The sequence below is a fragment of the Serpentinimonas maccroryi genome (assembly GCF_000828915.1).
Classification (GTDB): Bacteria; Pseudomonadota; Gammaproteobacteria; order Burkholderiales; family Burkholderiaceae_C; genus Serpentinimonas; species Serpentinimonas maccroryi.
The window spans coordinates 1,028,128-1,045,392 of the sequence record NZ_AP014569.1 but is presented as its reverse complement, the minus strand read 5'-3'; the positions used below and the strand labels follow the sequence as shown (position 1 = coordinate 1,045,392).

Here is a 17,265-nt window from a genome sequence, read left to right as displayed (position 1 = left end):
TGGGTGCATCAGGATTTGAGCGCAGTCAGCGAGGGGAGCCAGAAGCTGAACTCACAACCCATGATTTCCTGCCCATTGTAGAGGTTGTGCGCCTCGAGCCGACCGTGGTGCGATTCGACGATCGAGCGGCACAGCTTGAGCCCGATCCCCATGCCCTCGGCCTTGGTGCTGTAAAAGGCCTCGTAGATGCGTTCGAGTCGTTCCGGCGGGATGCCGCGGCCGGTGTCGCGCACGCTGAACTCCACCACCGGCAGGCCCTCGACGTGGCGCGGCGTCACGCACAGCTCGACTTGGCGCTGGCCCACGGGGCGCTGCGCCTGCATGATGGCTTCGCCGGCGTTTTTGAGCAAGTTGATGAGCACCTGCTCGATCAAGATCGGGTCCACCAGCAGCTGCGGCAGGCGCGCCGCCACGTAGGTGTTGAGGCGCACCAGGTGGCGGCGCAGATCGATTTCGGCCAGTTCCACGGCGTTGGCCACCATCTGCGCCGCGTCCGAGGGGATCGGGGTGGGTTCGCTGCGTTTGACGAAGGCGCGGATGCGCTGGATGATCTGGCCGGCGCGCTGGGCCTGTTTGGCGGTTTTTTGCAGCACCTCGAGCAGCTCGGCCTCGCTGATCTGCTGCTGCTGCAAGCGCGCGATCATGCCGCTGCTGTAGTTGTTGATGGCGGTCAGGGGCTGGTTGAGCTCGTGCGCCACGCTCGAGGCCATCTCGCCCATGGTGATCAGGCGGCTGGCGGCCTCGGCGCGCTCTTGCTGCAGGGCGGCTTGCTGCTCGGCGCGCCGGCGCGCCGTGATGTCGGAGGCGATCACCATCTGCACCAGCCGGCCATCGACCCAGGTCAGGTAGCGCGAGCGCACCTCCAGCCACTTGTTGAGGGCGTCGAGGAACAGCTCGGCGTGGTCGGTGGTGGCCTCAAACAGGGTGTCGGTGGGCAAGCCCGCTAGGCCGTCGGACTGGTGGTCCTCGCCATCCGGGCGGGTGGCGCTGCTGCGCTGGCTCAACTGGATCAGCTGCCGGTGCCCTTCGGCGGTCGAGCCGAACCAGGTCTGATACATGCGGTTGGCAAACAGCAGTTCGGTGCTGTTCAAGGGCGCCACCGACACCGCTTGGTCGAGCGTGTCGAGCACGGTGGTGAAGCGCCGGTACGAGGCCCCGAGCTCTTCGCGCACGCGCTTGGGTTCGCTGATGTCGGTCATCGACGTCATCCAGCCGGTCTGCTGGCCCTGCGAGTCGATCAGCGGCGAGACGTACATGCGGGCATAAAAAGTGCCGCCGTCTTTGCGCTGCACGGGCATCTCGAAGCCCCCGGCGTTGGTGCGGCCGCTGAGCTCGTCGTCGAGCCGGGCGTGCAGGTTTTCCACATGGGCGGCGGGCCAGTAGGGGAAGGGGGCTTGCGCACCCACCAAGTCGGCCTCGTTCCAGCCGGTCATCGAACAAAAAGCCGGGTTCACGTAGGTGATGCGGCCATTGAGGTCGAGCGCGCGCATGCCGGTGAGCATGGAGTTTTCCATGGCGCGGCGAAACAGCGTCTCGGACTGCAGGGCACGCTGCGCCTGCAGCCGGCGCCGGGTGTGGCGCAGGTTGGTGAGCAGCATCCAGATGGTTAGCAGGCTGAGCGAGCCGACAACCCAGAAAAATCCTTCGCCGGCGGCATCGCGGCTGATGCGGTAGCTGGTGGCGCGCAGCTGCAAGTGCGGGCCCACGGGCGTGACCGCCAGCTGGGCGCTGCGCGGCTGCCCAGTCCAAGGCAACCACGGCAAGCCCTCTGGGTCGAGCTCGTGCGTGCTGCCGGCCACCACGTTGCCGTTCAAATCGACCAGCGCCAGCGCGTAGCGGGTGCGGACATCGCCAGGCACCCCCAACCGCAGCAGCATTTCGAGCGAATACTCGACCATCAGAGTGCCCTGAAAGCTGCCAAAGTGCGTCAACGGCAGCAGCAACAGCAGGCGCGAGTCGGGCCCCGGGCCACCCAGCGGGCGACTGAAGTGTGGCTGCAGGGTGGTGCGCGCCACACCCAGCGCGCCCTCGGTGTCGACATCCAAAACCGGCTGGCCGGCGCTGCGGTTGAGCAGCGCCGGTGCCTGCACGGCCGCGTGGGCCGATACCACTTGGTCGCGCGCATCGAGCCAAGTCAGCGCCAGCAGCTCGGGAAAGCGCCCGGCCAGCAGCTCGGCTTCGAGGCCAAACAGCTGGGGGCTGAGTTCACCGCCGACGACCTCTGCGGCCATGCGCTGCAAGGGCTCGTGCGGCTCGAGCAAGCGCAGCCGCAGGCGCTGCTGCGCGTACTCGACGTCGCGCGTCACCTCTTGCTGCTCGCGTTGCGCCTCGAGCCGGGTGAAGTAGGTGAACGCCGAGGCGATGGCGGCCAAAAAAAGCAGCACCGAGATCAGGGGCACGATGCTGACCATCCGGTCTTGGTGCGCCGGGCTCAGGCCCTGCCACCAGCGCTGCCAGCGCCGCCAAGGGCGCCAGCGCGCGCGGAGCGAAGCGATCAGGGAGCTGGGTGTGCTTGTCATTGGCTCCAAGTCTATGGGAAAACCCGCATCGGATGGGGCTTGCTCGCTGGTTTGCACGCGGACACAATTTCATAATACAAAAAGTTAATCTGTATCTTGAAAAATTCCACAAACTCTGCCACACTTCGTTCGAGGTGGCGCGCGCCTGTGTCACCATAAACCCGTCGGTGCCCGCCACGATCGTGCGCACCGCAGTGGCCCACAAACAGGAGACGCCGCATGTCCGAACCCCTGCCTCCCTCCCAGAGCGTGCTCAGCGCGCCCGACCTCGACGCCCAAGAAACGCGCGAATGGCTCGACGCCCTCACAGCGGTGATCGAGCGCGAGGGCCCCGAGCGCGCCCACTTTTTGCTCGAGCAGCTGCTCGAAGAGGCGCGCGAGCACAGCGTCGATCTGCCGTTTTCGGCCACCACCGGTTACGTCAACACCATCGAGCCGGGCGAAGAAGCGCCCAGCCCCGGCAAGCTGGCGCTCGAGGGGCGGCTGCGCGCCTACATGCGCTGGAACGCGATGGCGATGGTGGTCAAGGCGAACCGGCTCGACCCGGCCGACGGCGGCGATTTGGGTGGCCACATCAGCTCATTCCAGTCGATGGCGCACATGCTGGCGGCGGGTTTCAACCACTTCTGGCACGCCGACGACACCGACAGCGGCGGCAGCCACGGCGGCGATCTGCTCTACATGCAGGGCCACAGCGCGCCCGGCATCTACGCCCGCGCCTTCATGGAAGGGCGCATCAGCGAGGAGCAACTGCTCAACTTCCGCCAAGAGGTCGATGGCAAGGGCCTGTCGAGCTACCCGCACCCCAAGCTGATGCCCGATTTTTGGCAGTTCCCGACCGTGAGCATGGGGCTGGGGCCGCTGATGGCGATCTACCAGGCGCGTTTTCTCAAGTACCTGCACGCGCGCGGCATTGCCGACACGGCGCGGCGCAAGGTCTGGGCCTTTTGTGGCGACGGCGAGATGGACGAGCCCGAAAGCCTGGGCGCGATCGGGCTGGCGGCGCGCGAAGGGCTGGACAACCTGATCTTTGTCGTCAACTGCAACCTGCAGCGCCTCGACGGCCCGGTGCGCGGCAACGGCAAGATCATCCAAGAGCTCGAGGGCGAGTTTCGCGGCTCGGGCTGGAACGTGATCAAGCTGCTCTGGGGCCGCCAGTGGGACGAGCTGCTGGCGCGCGACAAAGACGGCGCCCTGCGCAAGATCATGATGGACACGCTGGACGGCGACTACCAGGCCTTCAAGGCCAACGACGGCGCCTTTGTGCGCAAAAACTTCTTTGGCCGCGACCCCCGCGCGCTCGAGCTGGTGGCCAAGATGAGCGACGCCGATGTGGCGGCGCTGCGCCGTGGCGGCCACGACGCCTCCAAGGTCTATGCCGCCTTCCACCGCGCCCAGCACCACCAGGGCCAGCCCACGGTGCTGCTGGTCAAAACCGTCAAGGGCTACGGCATGGGCAAGTCGGGCGAGGGCAAAAACACCGCGCACCAGACCAAAAAGCTCAGCGACGAAGACATCCGCACCTTCCGCGACCGCTTCAACATCCCCATCCCCGACAGCGAGTTGCCCCAAATCCCGTTTTACAAACCGGCCGACGACACGCCCGAGATGCGCTACCTGCACGAGCGCCGCCAGGCGCTGGGCGGCTACCTGCCCAAGCGGCGCGAGCGCAGCAGCGAGCAGTTCACCGTGCCCGCGCTCGAGACCTTCAAGGCGGTGCTGGAGCCGACCGCCGAGGGGCGCGAGATTTCCACCACCCAGGCCTACGTGCGCTTTCTCACGCAACTGCTGCGCGACGCGGCGCTGGGGCCGCGCGTGGTGCCGATTTTGGTCGACGAGGCGCGCACCTTTGGCATGGAGGGGCTGTTTCGCCAGATCGGCATCTACAACCCCAAAGGCCAGCTCTACACCCCGGTCGACAAAGACCAGGTGATGTACTACCGCGAAGACAAGGCCGGCCAGATTTTGCAAGAGGGCATCAACGAAGCCGGCGGCATGGCGAGCTGGATCGCGGCCGCGACTTCGTACAGCACCAACAACCGCATCATGGTGCCGTTCTACATCTACTACTCGATGTTTGGCTTCCAGCGCATCGGCGACCTGGCTTGGGCGGCGGGCGATATGCAGGCGCGCGGCTTTTTGCTCGGCGGCACCAGCGGCCGCACCACGCTCAACGGCGAGGGCTTGCAGCACGAAGACGGGCACAGCCAGATTCTGGCCAGTACCATCCCCAACTGCATCAGCTACGACCCGAGCTTTGCGCACGAGGTGGCGGTGATCCTGCACCACGGCCTCAAGCGCATGGTCGAGCAGCAGGAAAACGTGTTTTACTACCTCACGCTGCTGAACGAAAACTACCCCATGCCGGGCCTCACCCCCGGCACCGAGGCGCAAATCCTCAAAGGCATGTACCTGTGCCAGGAAGGCCCCAAGCTCACGCCCCGGGTGCAGTTGCTGGGCTGTGGCTCGATTTTGCGCGAAAGCCTGTTTGCGCAGCGCCTGCTGGAGCAAGACTGGGGCGTGGCGGCCAACGTCTGGAGCTGCCCGAGCTTCAACGAGCTGGCGCGCGAGGGCCAAGACTGCGAGCGCTGGAACCTGTTGCACCCCACCGAGGCGCCGCGGCAGGCGTTCGTGACGCAGCAGCTGGCCGCGCACACCGGCCCGGTGGTGGCCGCGACCGACTACATGAAAGCCTACGCCGAGCAGATTCGGGCCTTCATCCCCAAAGGGCGCAGCTACAAGGTGCTGGGCACCGACGGCTTTGGCCGCAGCGATTTTCGTAGCAAGCTGCGCCAGCACTTTGAGGTCAACCGCCACTACATCGTGGTCGCCGCGCTCAAGGGCTTGGCCGAGGAGGGCGCTTTGCCCGCCGCCAAAGTGGCCGAAGCGATCGCCAAATACGGCATCGACGCCAACAAGATCAACCCCTTGCACGCCTGAAGCGCGCGAAAGGCATTCATCATGGCAATGATCGAAGTCAAAGTCCCCGACATCGGCGACTTCACAGACGTGGCGGTGATCGAGCTGCTGGTCAAAGTAGGCGACCGCGTGAAGGCCGAGCAGTCGCTGGTCACGGTCGAGAGCGACAAGGCGTCGATGGAAATCCCGTGCTCGCACGCCGGCGTGGTGCGCGCGCTCAGGGTGGCGCTGGGCGACAAGGTGAACATCGGCTCGGTGCTGCTGGAGCTGGAAGCCGAGGGTGCGCTGGAGCCGGCTGCTGCCGCTGCTGCTGCGCCTGCTTCCGCTGCGCCCGCTGCTGCGGCGGTGGTGGCCGTGCCCGTGGCCGTCGTGCCGGCAGCGGCGCAAGCCGCGCAGCCCAGCGTGCCTGCGCCTGCGCCTTCAACTGCCCCGGCCGCTGCGCCCACGCAAGCCACCGCCGCGCTGCCCCATGCCTCGCCGTCGGTGCGCAAGTTTGCGCGCGAGCTCGGCGTGCCGCTGGCCGAGGTCAGCGGCAGCGGCCTCAAGGGCCGCATCACGCTGGCCGACGTGCAAGCCTTTAGCCGCGCCGTCATGGCCGGGCAGCAGCACACCCTAGCGGGCCGGGCGGCCTTGGCGGGCAGCGGCGCCGCTGCTGGAGCGTCTGGCAGCGAGCTGGGCCTGATCCCTTGGCCCAAGGTGGACTTTGCCAAGTTTGGCCCCATCGAGCGCAAAGAGCTGGGGCGGATCAAGAAAATCAGCGCCGCCAACCTGCTGCGCAACGCCGTCATGATCCCGGCCGTCACCAACCACGACGACGCCGACATCACCGAACTCGAGGCCTTTCGCGTCGCCACCAACCGCGAGCACGAAAAATCGGGCGTCAAAGTCACCATGCTGGCCTTCCTCATCAAGGCCTGCGTGGCGGCGCTGAAAAAATTCCCCGACTTCAACAGCAGCCTCGACGGCGACGCGCTGATCGTCAAAAACTACTGGCACATCGGCTTTGCCGCCGACACGCCCAATGGCCTGATGGTGCCGGTGCTCAAAAACGCCGACCAAAAAGGGGTGCTGCAAATCAGCCTAGAGATGGCCGAACTGGCCAAAAAAGCGCGCGACGGCAAGCTCAGCCCGGCCGAAATGAGCGGCGCCACCTTCACCATCTCGAGCTTGGGCGGCATCGGCGGGCGCTACTTCACACCGATCATCAACGCCCCCGAAGTCGCCATTTTGGGTGTCTGCAAAAGCCAGCTGAGCCCGGTCTGGAACGGCACGGCATTTGAGCCGCGGCTGCTGCTGCCGCTGTCGCTCACCTGGGACCACCGCGTCATCGACGGCGCCGCGGCGGCGCGCTTCAACGCCTATCTGGGCCAGATTCTGGCCGACTTCCGCCGCGTGCTGCTCTAAGGGCCACCTGCCATGACCAATCAAACACATCCAAACCCTACCGAGTTCGACTGCGACCTGCTGGTGCTGGGCTCGGGCCCGGGTGGCTACTCGGCCGCTTTTCGGGCTGCCGATCTGGGCCTCAAGGTGGTGCTGGTCGAGCGCTACGCCCAGCTCGGCGGGGTCTGTCTGAACGTGGGCTGCATCCCCTCCAAGGCCTTGCTGCACGTGGCGGCGGTGCTCGAAGAAGCCAGCCATCTGGGCGCGCTCGGGGTCGAATTTGCCGCCCCCACGGTGAGCGTGGACAAGCTGCGCGCGCACAAAGACAAGGTCATCGGCAAGCTCACCGGTGGCCTGGGTGCCATGGCCAAAATGCGCAAGGTCGAGATCGTGCGCGGCTACGGTGCCTTCGTCGGTCCGCACCAGATCGAAGTGGAGGAAACCCACGGCAGCGGCCAAGCGCAGACCGGCAGCAAAAAACGGCTGTCGTTCAAGCGCTGCATCATCGCCGTGGGCTCGCAGGCCGTGCGCCTGCCCTTCATGCCAGACGATGCGCGGGTGGTTGACAGCACCGGCGCGCTGGCGCTGCCAGGCGTGCCCAAAAAGATGCTGATCATCGGCGGCGGCATCATCGGCCTCGAGATGGGCACGGTCTATTCGGCGCTGGGCGCGCGGCTGGATGTGGTCGAGATGCTCGACGGCCTGATGCCGGGCGCCGACCGCGATCTGGTCAAGGTCTGGGAGAAGATGAACCAAGGGCGCTTCGACCGCATCTTGCTCAAAACCAAAACCGTGGGCGCGCAAGCCACACCCGAGGGCATACGGGTGCAGTTCGAGGGCGCAGACGGCAGCCCAAGCGAAGGCCTGTACGACTTGGTGCTGCAAGCCGTGGGCCGCGCACCCAACGGCAAAAAGATCGCCGCCGAGCGCGCCGGCGTGGCCGTGAACGGGCGCGGCTTCATCGAAGTCGATGCGCAGATGCGCAGCAACGTGCCCCACATCTTCGCCATCGGCGACGTGGTCGGCCAACCGATGCTGGCGCACAAGGCGGTGCACGAGGCGCACGTGGCGGCCGAGGTGGTGGCGGGCGAATTGCTGGGCCGCGCCGATCTGGCGCGCGCGGCTTTCGATGCCCGCGTGATCCCCAGCGTGGCCTACACCGACCCCGAGCTGGCTTGGGTGGGCCTGACCGAAGAGCAGGCCAAGGCGCAGGGCATCGCGGTGCGCAAGGGCTTGTTTCCGTGGAGCGCTTCCGGGCGCGCCTTGGCCAACGGCTGCGAGCAGGGCTTCACCAAGCTGCTGTTCGACGACCGCCCCGAAGCCGCTGGCCACGGCCGCATCTTGGGCGGCGGCATCGTCGGGCGCCACGCCGGCGATTTGATCGGCGAAGTCGCGCTGGCGATCGAAATGGGCGCCGACGCCATAGACATCGGCAAAACCATCCACCCGCACCCCACGCTGGGCGAGTCTGTCGGTCTGGCGGCCGAAGCCGCGCACGGCAGTTGCACCGATTTGCCGCCGCAGCGCCGCTAGGGGTGGTGGTGGCCTAGGGGCTGCGGCTTGGCGTGGTGCCGCTGCTGCCTTGCTTCGCCGTGCGGGTGCAGGTCAGCCGCCGGTTTTTTTGTTGTGCAGATCCAAGGAAGAACCGACCATGCCCAGCTTTGCCGACTACGACCAGCACGACGCCCTTGGCTTAGCCGAACTGGTGCGCCAGGGCGCGGTGAGCGCGCGCGATTTGCTCGACGAAGCCATCCGCCGCCGCGACGCGCTCAACCCGCAGCTCAATGCGGTGGTGCTGAATATGGACGAACTGGCTTGGCGCGCCATCGAGGCCGGGTTGCCGCAGGGGCCGTTCACGGGGGTGCCGTTCTTGCTCAAAGACCTGCTTGCTGCCTATGCCGGCGTGCCGCTGACGCACGGCAGCCGCGCCTTGCGCCACTACGTGCCAGATGACGACAGCGAAATGGTGCGGCGCTTCAAGGCCGCTGGGCTGGTGATTTTTGGCAAGACCAGTTGCCCCGAAAACGGCTACCTAGGCAGCACCGAATCTGTGCTGCACGGCATCACGCGCAACCCTTGGGATTTGCAGCGCTCGGCGGGCGGCTCCAGCGGTGGCTCTGGGGCGGCGGTGGCGGCGCGCATCGTCCCCATGGCCAGCGGCGGCGACGGCGGCGGTTCGCTGCGCATCCCGGCTGCGGCCTGCGGCGTGGTGGGGCTCAAGCCCTCGCGCGGGCGCAACCCCTACGGGCCGCTGGTGGGCGAGCCTTGGTTCGGGCAGGTGCAAGAGGGCGTCATCTCCTTAAGTGTGCGCGACAGCGCTGCCGCGCTCGACGCCACCAGCGGCCCAGACTTGGGCTGCCCCTACACCGCGCCGGTGCCGGCGCGGCCCTTTTTGCAGGAAGTGACGCAGCCGCCGGGCAGGCTGCGCATCGCTTGGTGCGAGCAACCCCTGATGCGCTCGGGCGAGCTCAGCGCCGAATGCCGCCGCGCCTTGCAGCAAACGGTGGCGCAGTTGCAGGCCCTCGGGCACGAGCTGGTGCAGGCACAGCCGCCGATCGAGCGCCACGTGGTGGGTCCAGCCTACCTGTTGCGCGTGATGTGCGCCGCCGCCACCGACCTGCGTGAAGCGCGCCGCCTGCTGGGCCGGCGCTTGCGGCCAGACGATTTCGAGCCTGCAACTTGGTTGCTGTCGCGCTTTGGCGAATCCCTGTCCAGCGCCCGGCTGGAGCTGGTGGCGCGCGACCTGCATCGCCAGCGCTACCTGTTCGAGCGCTTCATGCAGGGCTTTGATGTGTTCCTCACGCCCACGCTGGCCAAGCCCCCGGTGCCGCACGGCGAATTCCAGTTGCGCGGACTCGACCAGTTCGCCGCCACCTTGGCCACCTACACCGGCTTGGGGCCGCTGACGCGGCTGCTCGACACCCTGCTGCCCACCTTGGTGCAAAAAAACTTCGACTGGGTCGCCGCCCCGCCGCTGGCCAACCTCACCGGCAACCCCAGCCTCTCGCTGCCCTTGCAGCACAGCAGCACCGGGCTGCCGATCGGCCTGATGTTCACCGCCCGCTACCTCGACGAAGCCTGCCTGCTGCGGCTGGCCGGCCAGCTGGAGCGCGAACTGCCGTGGCGCCAGCGGCGGCCGCCGTTGCTGGCGGCGCTTTGAATCTCGGTTTAAGGCATCGGTGCCGCGGCGCGCTGGTGTACAGTCGCGCCCATGAACGACCTTGCCGGCAAACACATCGTCTTGGGGCTCTCGGGCGGCATCGCCTGCTACAAGGCGGCCGAGCTGTGCCGGCTGCTGGTCAAAGACGGGGCCACGGTGCAGGTGGTGATGAGCGATGCCGCCTGCCAGTTCATCACCCCGACCACGCTGCAAGCGCTCAGCAACCGCCCGGTTTACAGCAGCCAGTGGGACGCGCGCGAGCCCAACCAGATGCCGCACATCAACCTCGGGCGCGCAGCCGACGCCATTTTGATCGCCCCCGCCAGCGCCGATTTGCTGGCCAAGCTGGCGCAGGGTCGCGCCGACGATTTGCTGACGCTGCTGTGCTTGGCGCGGCCGGCCGAGCGTGTGCCCTTGCTGCTGGCCCCGGCCATGAACCGCGAGATGTGGGCGCACCCGGCCACGCAGCGCAACTTGGCGCAACTGCGCGCCGACGGCGCCCACGTGTGGCCGGTGGGGCAGGGCGAGCAAGCCTGCGGCGAGAGCGGCGATGGCCGCATGCTCGAGCCCGAGCAACTGCTGGCGCTGCTGCAAGCGCAGTTTCAGCCCCAGTGCCTGGCCGGGCAGCGGGTGCTGGTCACCGCCGGCCCCACCTTCGAGGCCATCGACCCGGTGCGCGGCATCACCAACCATTCGTCGGGCAAGATGGGTTTTGCCATCGCCCGCGCCGCCCGCGAAGCCGGGGCCGAGGTGCGGCTGGTGGCCGGGCCGGTGCATTTGCCCACGCCGCTGGGCGTGCGCCGCTGCGACGTGCAGTCGGCGCTGCAAATGCAGGCCGCGGTGCAAGCCGAGCTGGATTGGGCCAGCGTGTTCGTGGCCGCCGCCGCCGTGGCCGATTGGCGGCCCGCGCACAGCGCCGAGCAAAAAATCAAGAAAGACGGCAGCGGCCAGCCACCCAGCCTAGCGTTTGTAGAAAACCCCGACATCCTGGCCCAAGCAGCAGCCAGCCCGCGCGCCCGGGCCGGGCAACTGTACTGCGTCGGCTTTGCCGCCGAAAGCCACGACCTGCACACCCACGCCGAGGCCAAACGGCGGCGCAAGGGCGTGCCGCTGCTGGTGGGCAACATCGGCCCAGCCACCTTTGGCCGCGACGACAACGCCCTGCTGCTGCTCGACGAGCAAGGCAGCCAAGCCCTGCCCGCTGGCCCGAAGCTGCAGCTGGCGCGCACCCTGGTGGCCGAAATCGCACGGCGCTTAGGGCGGGATGAACATCAGGCCGGGCACGAGGAGCCAGGCACCCAAGCTTGATCAGATCAAGCCTGCAAGCCCCCTAGGGCCTGGGTGAGGTCGCCGATCAGGGCGCTGAGTTCGGCGGTGGCGATGGTGGCGTCGGCGTCGAAGCCGCCTTCTTCTTCGGCTTGGCCGTGCTCGGCAAAAACGCCGTCTAGGAATTCGATCTTGCTCAGGCTGCCGCTCTCGGCCAGCACGAAGCGCACCCGTCCCTCCCAATCCAGCGCCAGCTTGGTGGGCAGCTTGCCTTGGCCGATGTGCAGGCGCATCTGCTCGTCGTCGAGCGGGTGGCGGGTGAACTTGACGGCGGCCTTTTGCTCGTCGGCCGCCTTGAGCTCCACCTCCTGCCCGGGGGCAAACTGGGGCGGCCAGTCGTCGGCGCCGCCGCTCAGCCAATTGGTCATCGCCACTTGGGGCGACAGCTGGGTGTTCCAAGGCTTGGGCTGCAAGCCCGTAAACGATTTGAGCAGCGTGCTGATGGCCTCGTCGCAGCGCGCATTGCTGCTGCTGTCTAGGGCCAACCGGCCGTTTACCGGGTCGATCCACAGCATGACGTTGCGGCTCTGGGCAAAAGCCATGGGCAACAGTTGCTGCACGATCTCGTCGCGCAGCTGGCGCTGCTCGCGCCGCCCCGGCTGGCGTCCTTCGCGGGCCTCGATCTGCTGCAGCCGCTCGTCGAGGTGGCGCTGCACCACCGCGCCGGGCACGCGCTTGCTCTCGCTTTGCAGCCGCAGCAGGCGCTGGCCATTGATTAGTTCCACCAGCGCCCCATGCTCTTTGCCGCGCGGCGGCACCCAGCCGATCGAGTGCTCTTGGCTGGCCAAGCAGGGCACAAAAGGCGCAGCGGACAGCGCTTGCTCCATGGTCTCGAGCGGGGGCAGCGTTTGCGGGTCGAGAAGGTAGAGGGTGAGTTGTTTGAACACGGTGCGCGGCAGATGTACGAATTTTGGATTAAAATGCTAACAATGATTTTGCAAGCTCTGCTGCATTTTAGTACAAGCCCACAGCGTTCGGTCAGCCCGCCTTGGCTGCGGCCCACGAGAGCCCAAGGAAGAGATTTTTTCTGCCTCGCGCACAAAACCGGCCCGAAGTTGGCATAGAATTCGGGCTTCAGCAAGCGGCTGTAGCTCAGTTGGATAGAGTACTTGGCTACGAACCAAGGGGTCGTGGGTTCGAATCCTGCCAGCCGCACCAAAACATGAAACCTCACTCTGGAAACAGGGTGGGGTTTTTCAGTTTTTGGCCCCTGCTGCATCACACTGCGACAAAGCGCGTGTTCTTTAGGCTGGTCAAACCCGTCAACGCCCCACCATATCCCCCGAAGTCAGAACGTGTGCACCCTTTGCAGTGAGCACTGATCGCAGCAACGCACGGGCGACGTCTTTCCCATGAATGGGCCGGTACGCGCCGGGTATCAAAGGTGCGATGAGCCGCGCCATAGGAATGGCCACGGATTCCGCCAACCGTGGCGGTTGCCCCAGGTGTGCCCGGCTGTCGAGCAGCAAGGATGGGCGAGCAATGACCAGCGCCTCCAGTTCCAGCGACTTGAGCGCCTCTTCAAGCTCCCCCTTGACCCGGTTGTAAAAGACGGACGACTGGGCGTTGGCGCCGGCAGCGCTGACCAGGCCGATGCGGCGGGCACCCGCCCGCACAGCCGCCATGGCCACCGCCAGATTCGCCTGCAGATCGACCGCACGAAATGCCTCACGGCTGCCCGCCACCTTGAGGGTGGTGCCCAGTGCCAGATAGGCTTCGTCGATCGGGGGCAGTTCGGGCAGTGCAGTGAAATCGACCCGATGGCAGTGGAGCCTGGGATGCGAGACCTTCAACGGGCGTCGAACCAGGGCATGGACTTCTGCAACGCTATCCTCAGCCAGTAGCATATCCAGCAAATAACCGCCAATCAGGCCGGTGGCGCCTGCGAGCACGACTTTTCTGCGTATAAATGCCGAGGCCATGACCTGCCTTACCAGTGTTTCCCAGACGTCCTGAGGGTTGGAGGGTAATCGATTTTTTCCTAAGAGCTTGGGCGGCAGCACTTGACCCGCCCCCTTTTGACCACACCAGCCGTTCTGGGCAGAATAGCCAGATTCTGGGATCAGAGAGGTGACCTGCTCCCCGTAAAAAAGCGGCCAAACATGAAGACCTCAAATCGCAACCCAGACCCCTTGAGCCGACCGCTGCCGTGCGGTGCGCAGTTTAGCGCCAGCGCAGCGCCCAAAGAGCGCAGCCCTCTGCGCGAGGCCATCGACCAGGCCCACCGTTTGCCCGAAGCCGAAGCGATGGCCCCTTTGATGGCGGCTGCGCAGCTTGACGCCGATCGGGCGCTGCACACCCACGCGCTGGCGCGCCAACTGGTCACGGGTCTGCGCGAAGGAGCGGCCCGGGGTGGCCGCGCCGGTCGCGTGCAAAGCCTGATGCAAGCATATGCCTTGTCGAGCGATGAAGGCGTGGCCCTGATGTGCCTGGCAGAAGCGCTGCTGCGCATACCCGATGCCGCCACGCGCAGCGCGCTCATTCGCGACAAGATGGGCCATGGCGACTGGCACCTGCATTTGGGCCGCAGCGACTCGTTGTTCGTCAACGCCGCTTCATGGGGCCTTGTGCTCACCGGTAAGTGGGTCGCCACACACAGCGAAGGCCAGTTGCTGGGCGCGCTCAGGCGCTTGGTCGTCAAGAGCGGTGAGCCTTTGATCCGCCAGGCTGTGCAGCTGGCCATGCAGATGCTGGGTGAGCAGTTCGTTATCGGCGAAACGATCGACCAAGCGCTGCACCGTGCACGCAGCATGGAGGCCAAGGGCTTTCGCTATTCCTACGACATGCTGGGTGAGGCGGCCCTGACGGCCGACGACGCGCAGCGCTATTTTCAGTCGTACCTGCACGCCATTCACGCCATTGGTCGGGCATCCAATGGGCAAAGGGTGCAAGGGGTACTAAATTCACCCGGCATTTCGATCAAGCTCTCGGCCCTGCACCCCCGCTACAGCCGTGCCCAGCGGGCGCGGGTGATGGCAGAGCTGCTGCCGCGTGTGCTGCAACTGGCCGAACTGGCGTGCCGTTACGACCTGGGCCTGAACATCGATGCCGAAGAAGCCGATCGGCTCGACCTGTCGCTCGATCTGCTCGAGGCACTCTGCCTAGCGCCCAGCCTGAGGGGCTGGCAGGGCATGGGTTTCGTGATCCAGGCCTACCAAAAGCGCTGCCCTTTGGTCATCGACTTTTTGGTCGATCTGGCGCGGCGCACAGCGCATCGCCTGATGGTGCGCTTGGTCAAAGGCGCCTACTGGGACAGTGAGATCAAGCGCGCCCAAGTGGAGGGCCAGAGCGATTACCCGGTTTACACCCGCAAGCACCACACCGACGTGGCTTACCTAGCCTGCGCGCGCAAACTGTTGGCGGCCCCCGATGCGGTGTACCCGCAATTTGCCACCCACAACGCGCACACTTTGGCCGCCATCGTGCACTTGGCCCAAGCCCAGCTCGGTGATTACGCAGCGGGTCAGTACGAGTTTCAGTGCCTGCACGGGATGGGGGAGCCGCTGTACCAGCAGGTGGTTGGGGCGGCCAAGCTGGATCGGCCTTGTCGCATCTACGCCCCTGTCGGCACGCACGAAACCCTCCTGGCCTACCTGGTGCGCCGACTGCTCGAGAACGGCGCCAACAGCTCCTTTGTCCACCGCATGGCCGACCCGAAGGTGTCCATCGACGATCTGGTGCAGGATCCGGTTGCGCGCATGAAGCAGGACGCTTTGAGTGAAGGCCGATGCCCCGGCGAGCCGCATCCGCAGCTGCCCTTGCCCGGTGCCCTGTATGGCACGGTGCGCCTCAACTCGATTGGCACCGACTTGGCCGATGAACCCACCCTGCGCTTGCTCACCCAGCAAATGCAGCAGCATGTGGGCCCATTCAGGGTAGGCCCCATGCTGGCCGTGCCAGCCAAAGGGGCGGCGATGCATACCCTGCACAATCCGGCCGACCACGCGGACCTGCTGGGCACCGTGCAGTACGCCAGCGCCGCCGATGTCGACGCGGCTTTGCAGGCTGCGCAGGCACAAGCGCCGCTGTGGTCTGCTGTGCCTGCGGCACAGCGTGCCGAAACGCTGGAGCAAGCCGCGCAGCTGCTGCAAGCCCACGCCCCGCACTGCATGTCCCTGCTGGTGCGCGAAGCAGGCAAAACCTGGAGCCACGCCGCAGCCGAGGTGCGCGAAGCGGTGGATTTTCTGCGCTACTACGCCGCTCAGGTGCGCCGCGACTTTGACCACCGCACCCACCAGGCCCTGGGCCCGGTGGTGTGCATCAGCCCCTGGAACTTTCCCTTGGCCATCTTCGTAGGCCAAGTGGCCGCAGCGTTGGCGGCCGGCAATGTGGTGCTGGCCAAACCGGCTGAAAGCACCCCCGCCATCGGCGCCTTGGCCGTCGAAATGCTTTGGCAGGCGGGGATTCCGCGGGCGGCATTGCAGTTGTTGCCCGGACGCGGCTCAGAAGTCGGCATGCAACTGGTTCAGGACGCCCGTGTTCAAGGCGTGCTGTTCACCGGCTCCACCCAAACCGCACGCGTGTTGAACGCAACGTTGGCGCTGCGCCTGAACGCGCACGGGCAAGCCGTGCCGCTGATCGCCGAAACCGGAGGCCAGAACTGCATGATCGTCGATTCATCGGCCTTGCTGGAGCAGGTGGTGCAAGATGCGCTGGCCAGCGCTTTTGAGGCTGCGGGCCAACGCTGCTCAGCCTTGCGCGTGCTGTGTGTGCAAGACGAGGTGGCCGAGCGGCTGATGGCCATGCTCAAAGGGGCCATGGCCGAAATTCGCCTGGGGCCACCAGCGCAGCTGCACACCGACATGGGCCCGGTGATCGACGCCCGGGCACGCGACGGCATCGAGGCGCACGTGGCCCAGATGCAGGCCAAAGGGCGCCGCGTGCACCGCATTTTGCATCCCTCGAGCGATACCCCGATCGGCACCTGGGTGCCGCCCACGCTGATCGAGATCAACCGCTTGATCGATCTCGAGCACGAAGTGTTTGGGCCCGTGCTGCATGTGCTGCGCTATGCCCGGACAGACTTGCAGCAGTTGCTCCAGACCATCAACGCCACGGGCTATGCCCTGACTTTGGGCGTGCATTCGCGCATTCAGGAGACCATTGAACTGGTGCAGGGCTTGAGCCACGCGGGCAACGTGTATGTGAACCGCAACATGGTCGGGGCCGTGGTGGGGGTGCAGCCGTTCGGCGGCGAAGGGTTATCGGGCACAGGCCCGAAGGCCGGCGGGCCGCTGTATCTGCTGCGCCTGCTAGCGCGCAGCCCGGAAGACGCCGCCTTGCGCAGCGTGCAGAGCAGCGGCGCTGTTCTGGCAAGGCCTCAGGCCGCTCCTGCGTTGCAGAGCCTGCGCGACTGGGCGCTGGCCCAAGGCCGATTGACCCTAGCGCACGCCTGCGACCGATTTGAGGCACACAATCCCGCCGGCATGGAGGCGGTGCTAAACGGCCCCACCGGCGAACGCAATCTCTACCGCGTGCAGGCTCGCGGGCGTGTGCTGTGCCTCACGGGCCAGCAGCCACAGGCAGACGAGGATCGGTTGACGCAGCTGGCAGCGGTTTTGGCGGTGGGCAGTCGGGCTGTGTGGGCCGAATCGGGGCACAGTTTAAAAGCCGCATTGCCGGAAGCGGTGCAAAGATGCATCGACCTCTCGCCAGACCCGCACAACGAAGCGGTGGAAGCGGCCCTGATCCATGCGGATGAGCCCAGCCGCCTGCAGGCTGCCGCCGACCTAGCGCGCCGGCAGGGTCCGATCGTGACGCTGACGGTCATGCGCCCAGGCGATCCACACGTGACCTTGATGCCCCTGCTGACTGAGCGCAGCATCAGCACCAACACCGCCGCCGCCGGAGGCAATGCCAGCCTGATGAATTTGCAAGGATGATTGGGCTGGGGCACACGGGCACGCCGCCAAGGTACTCAGCGAGAGTGCTTGCACGTAAAGGGCTGCACATTAGGGG

Annotated in this window: 9 protein-coding genes and 1 tRNA gene; 7 read left to right on the top strand and 3 right to left on the bottom strand. The window is 66.3% G+C overall.

What is annotated here, in order from left to right; genetic code table 11:
* Nucleotides 1-8: 8 nt before the first annotated feature.
* Complete coding sequence (locus SMCB_RS04880) at nt 9-2,519, bottom strand: PAS domain-containing sensor histidine kinase (protein WP_045537657.1); 2,511 nt, start codon at nt 2,517-2,519, stop codon at nt 9-11.
* A gap of 219 nt (nt 2,520-2,738) precedes the next feature.
* Between SMCB_RS04880 and aceE the strand changes: the two genes are divergently transcribed.
* The 5 genes from aceE to coaBC all read left to right on the top strand — a co-directional run bounded on the left by aceE (nt 2,739) and on the right by coaBC (nt 11,289).
* A complete protein-coding gene (gene aceE, locus SMCB_RS04875) occupies nt 2,739-5,459 on the top strand; it encodes a pyruvate dehydrogenase (acetyl-transferring), homodimeric type (RefSeq protein WP_045535475.1) in 2,721 nt (906 codons plus the stop codon).
* Between the two features lie 21 nt (nt 5,460-5,480).
* Nucleotides 5,481-6,842: a dihydrolipoyllysine-residue acetyltransferase gene (gene aceF, locus SMCB_RS04870; protein ID WP_082027241.1), complete on the top strand. Its 1,362-nt coding sequence runs from the start codon at nt 5,481-5,483 to the stop codon at nt 6,840-6,842.
* A gap of 12 nt (nt 6,843-6,854) precedes the next feature.
* On the top strand, nt 6,855-8,354 hold the full coding sequence (lpdA, locus tag SMCB_RS04865; protein WP_231851253.1) for a dihydrolipoyl dehydrogenase: 1,500 nt from the start codon (nt 6,855-6,857) through the stop codon (nt 8,352-8,354).
* A 118-nt stretch (nt 8,355-8,472) separates the two neighbouring features.
* A complete protein-coding gene (locus SMCB_RS04860) occupies nt 8,473-9,981 on the top strand; it encodes an amidase (RefSeq protein ID WP_045535473.1) in 1,509 nt (502 codons plus the stop codon).
* Between the two features lie 51 nt (nt 9,982-10,032).
* The gene (gene coaBC, locus SMCB_RS04855) at nt 10,033-11,289 is read left to right on the top strand and encodes a bifunctional phosphopantothenoylcysteine decarboxylase/phosphopantothenate--cysteine ligase CoaBC (protein WP_045535471.1); all 1,257 of its coding nucleotides are present in this window, start codon (nt 10,033-10,035) and stop codon (nt 11,287-11,289) included.
* 5 nt (nt 11,290-11,294) lie between these two features.
* Here coaBC and SMCB_RS04850 read toward each other — a convergent pair whose 3' ends face one another.
* Nucleotides 11,295-12,194 carry a recombination-associated protein RdgC gene (locus tag SMCB_RS04850; RefSeq protein WP_034114368.1) on the bottom strand — a complete coding sequence of 300 codons (900 nt, stop codon included), beginning with the start codon at nt 12,192-12,194 and terminating at the stop codon, nt 11,295-11,297.
* Nucleotides 12,195-12,388: 194 nt separating this feature from the next.
* Between SMCB_RS04850 and SMCB_RS04845 the strand changes: the two genes are divergently transcribed.
* Nucleotides 12,389-12,465, top strand: a tRNA-Arg gene (locus tag SMCB_RS04845).
* Between the two features lie 104 nt (nt 12,466-12,569).
* On the opposite strand, the gene SMCB_RS04840 is transcribed toward SMCB_RS04845, so the two are convergent.
* Entirely contained in the window at nt 12,570-13,229 is a 660-nt protein-coding gene (locus SMCB_RS04840; RefSeq protein WP_045535466.1) for an NAD(P)H-binding protein, read from the bottom strand.
* A 180-nt stretch (nt 13,230-13,409) separates the two neighbouring features.
* On the opposite strand from SMCB_RS04840, the gene putA reads away from it, so the two are divergent.
* Nucleotides 13,410-17,189 (top strand): trifunctional transcriptional regulator/proline dehydrogenase/L-glutamate gamma-semialdehyde dehydrogenase, encoded by a 3,780-nt coding sequence (gene putA / locus SMCB_RS04835; protein WP_082027240.1) that lies wholly within the window; start codon nt 13,410-13,412, stop codon nt 17,187-17,189.
* Nucleotides 17,190-17,265 lie beyond the last annotated feature (76 nt).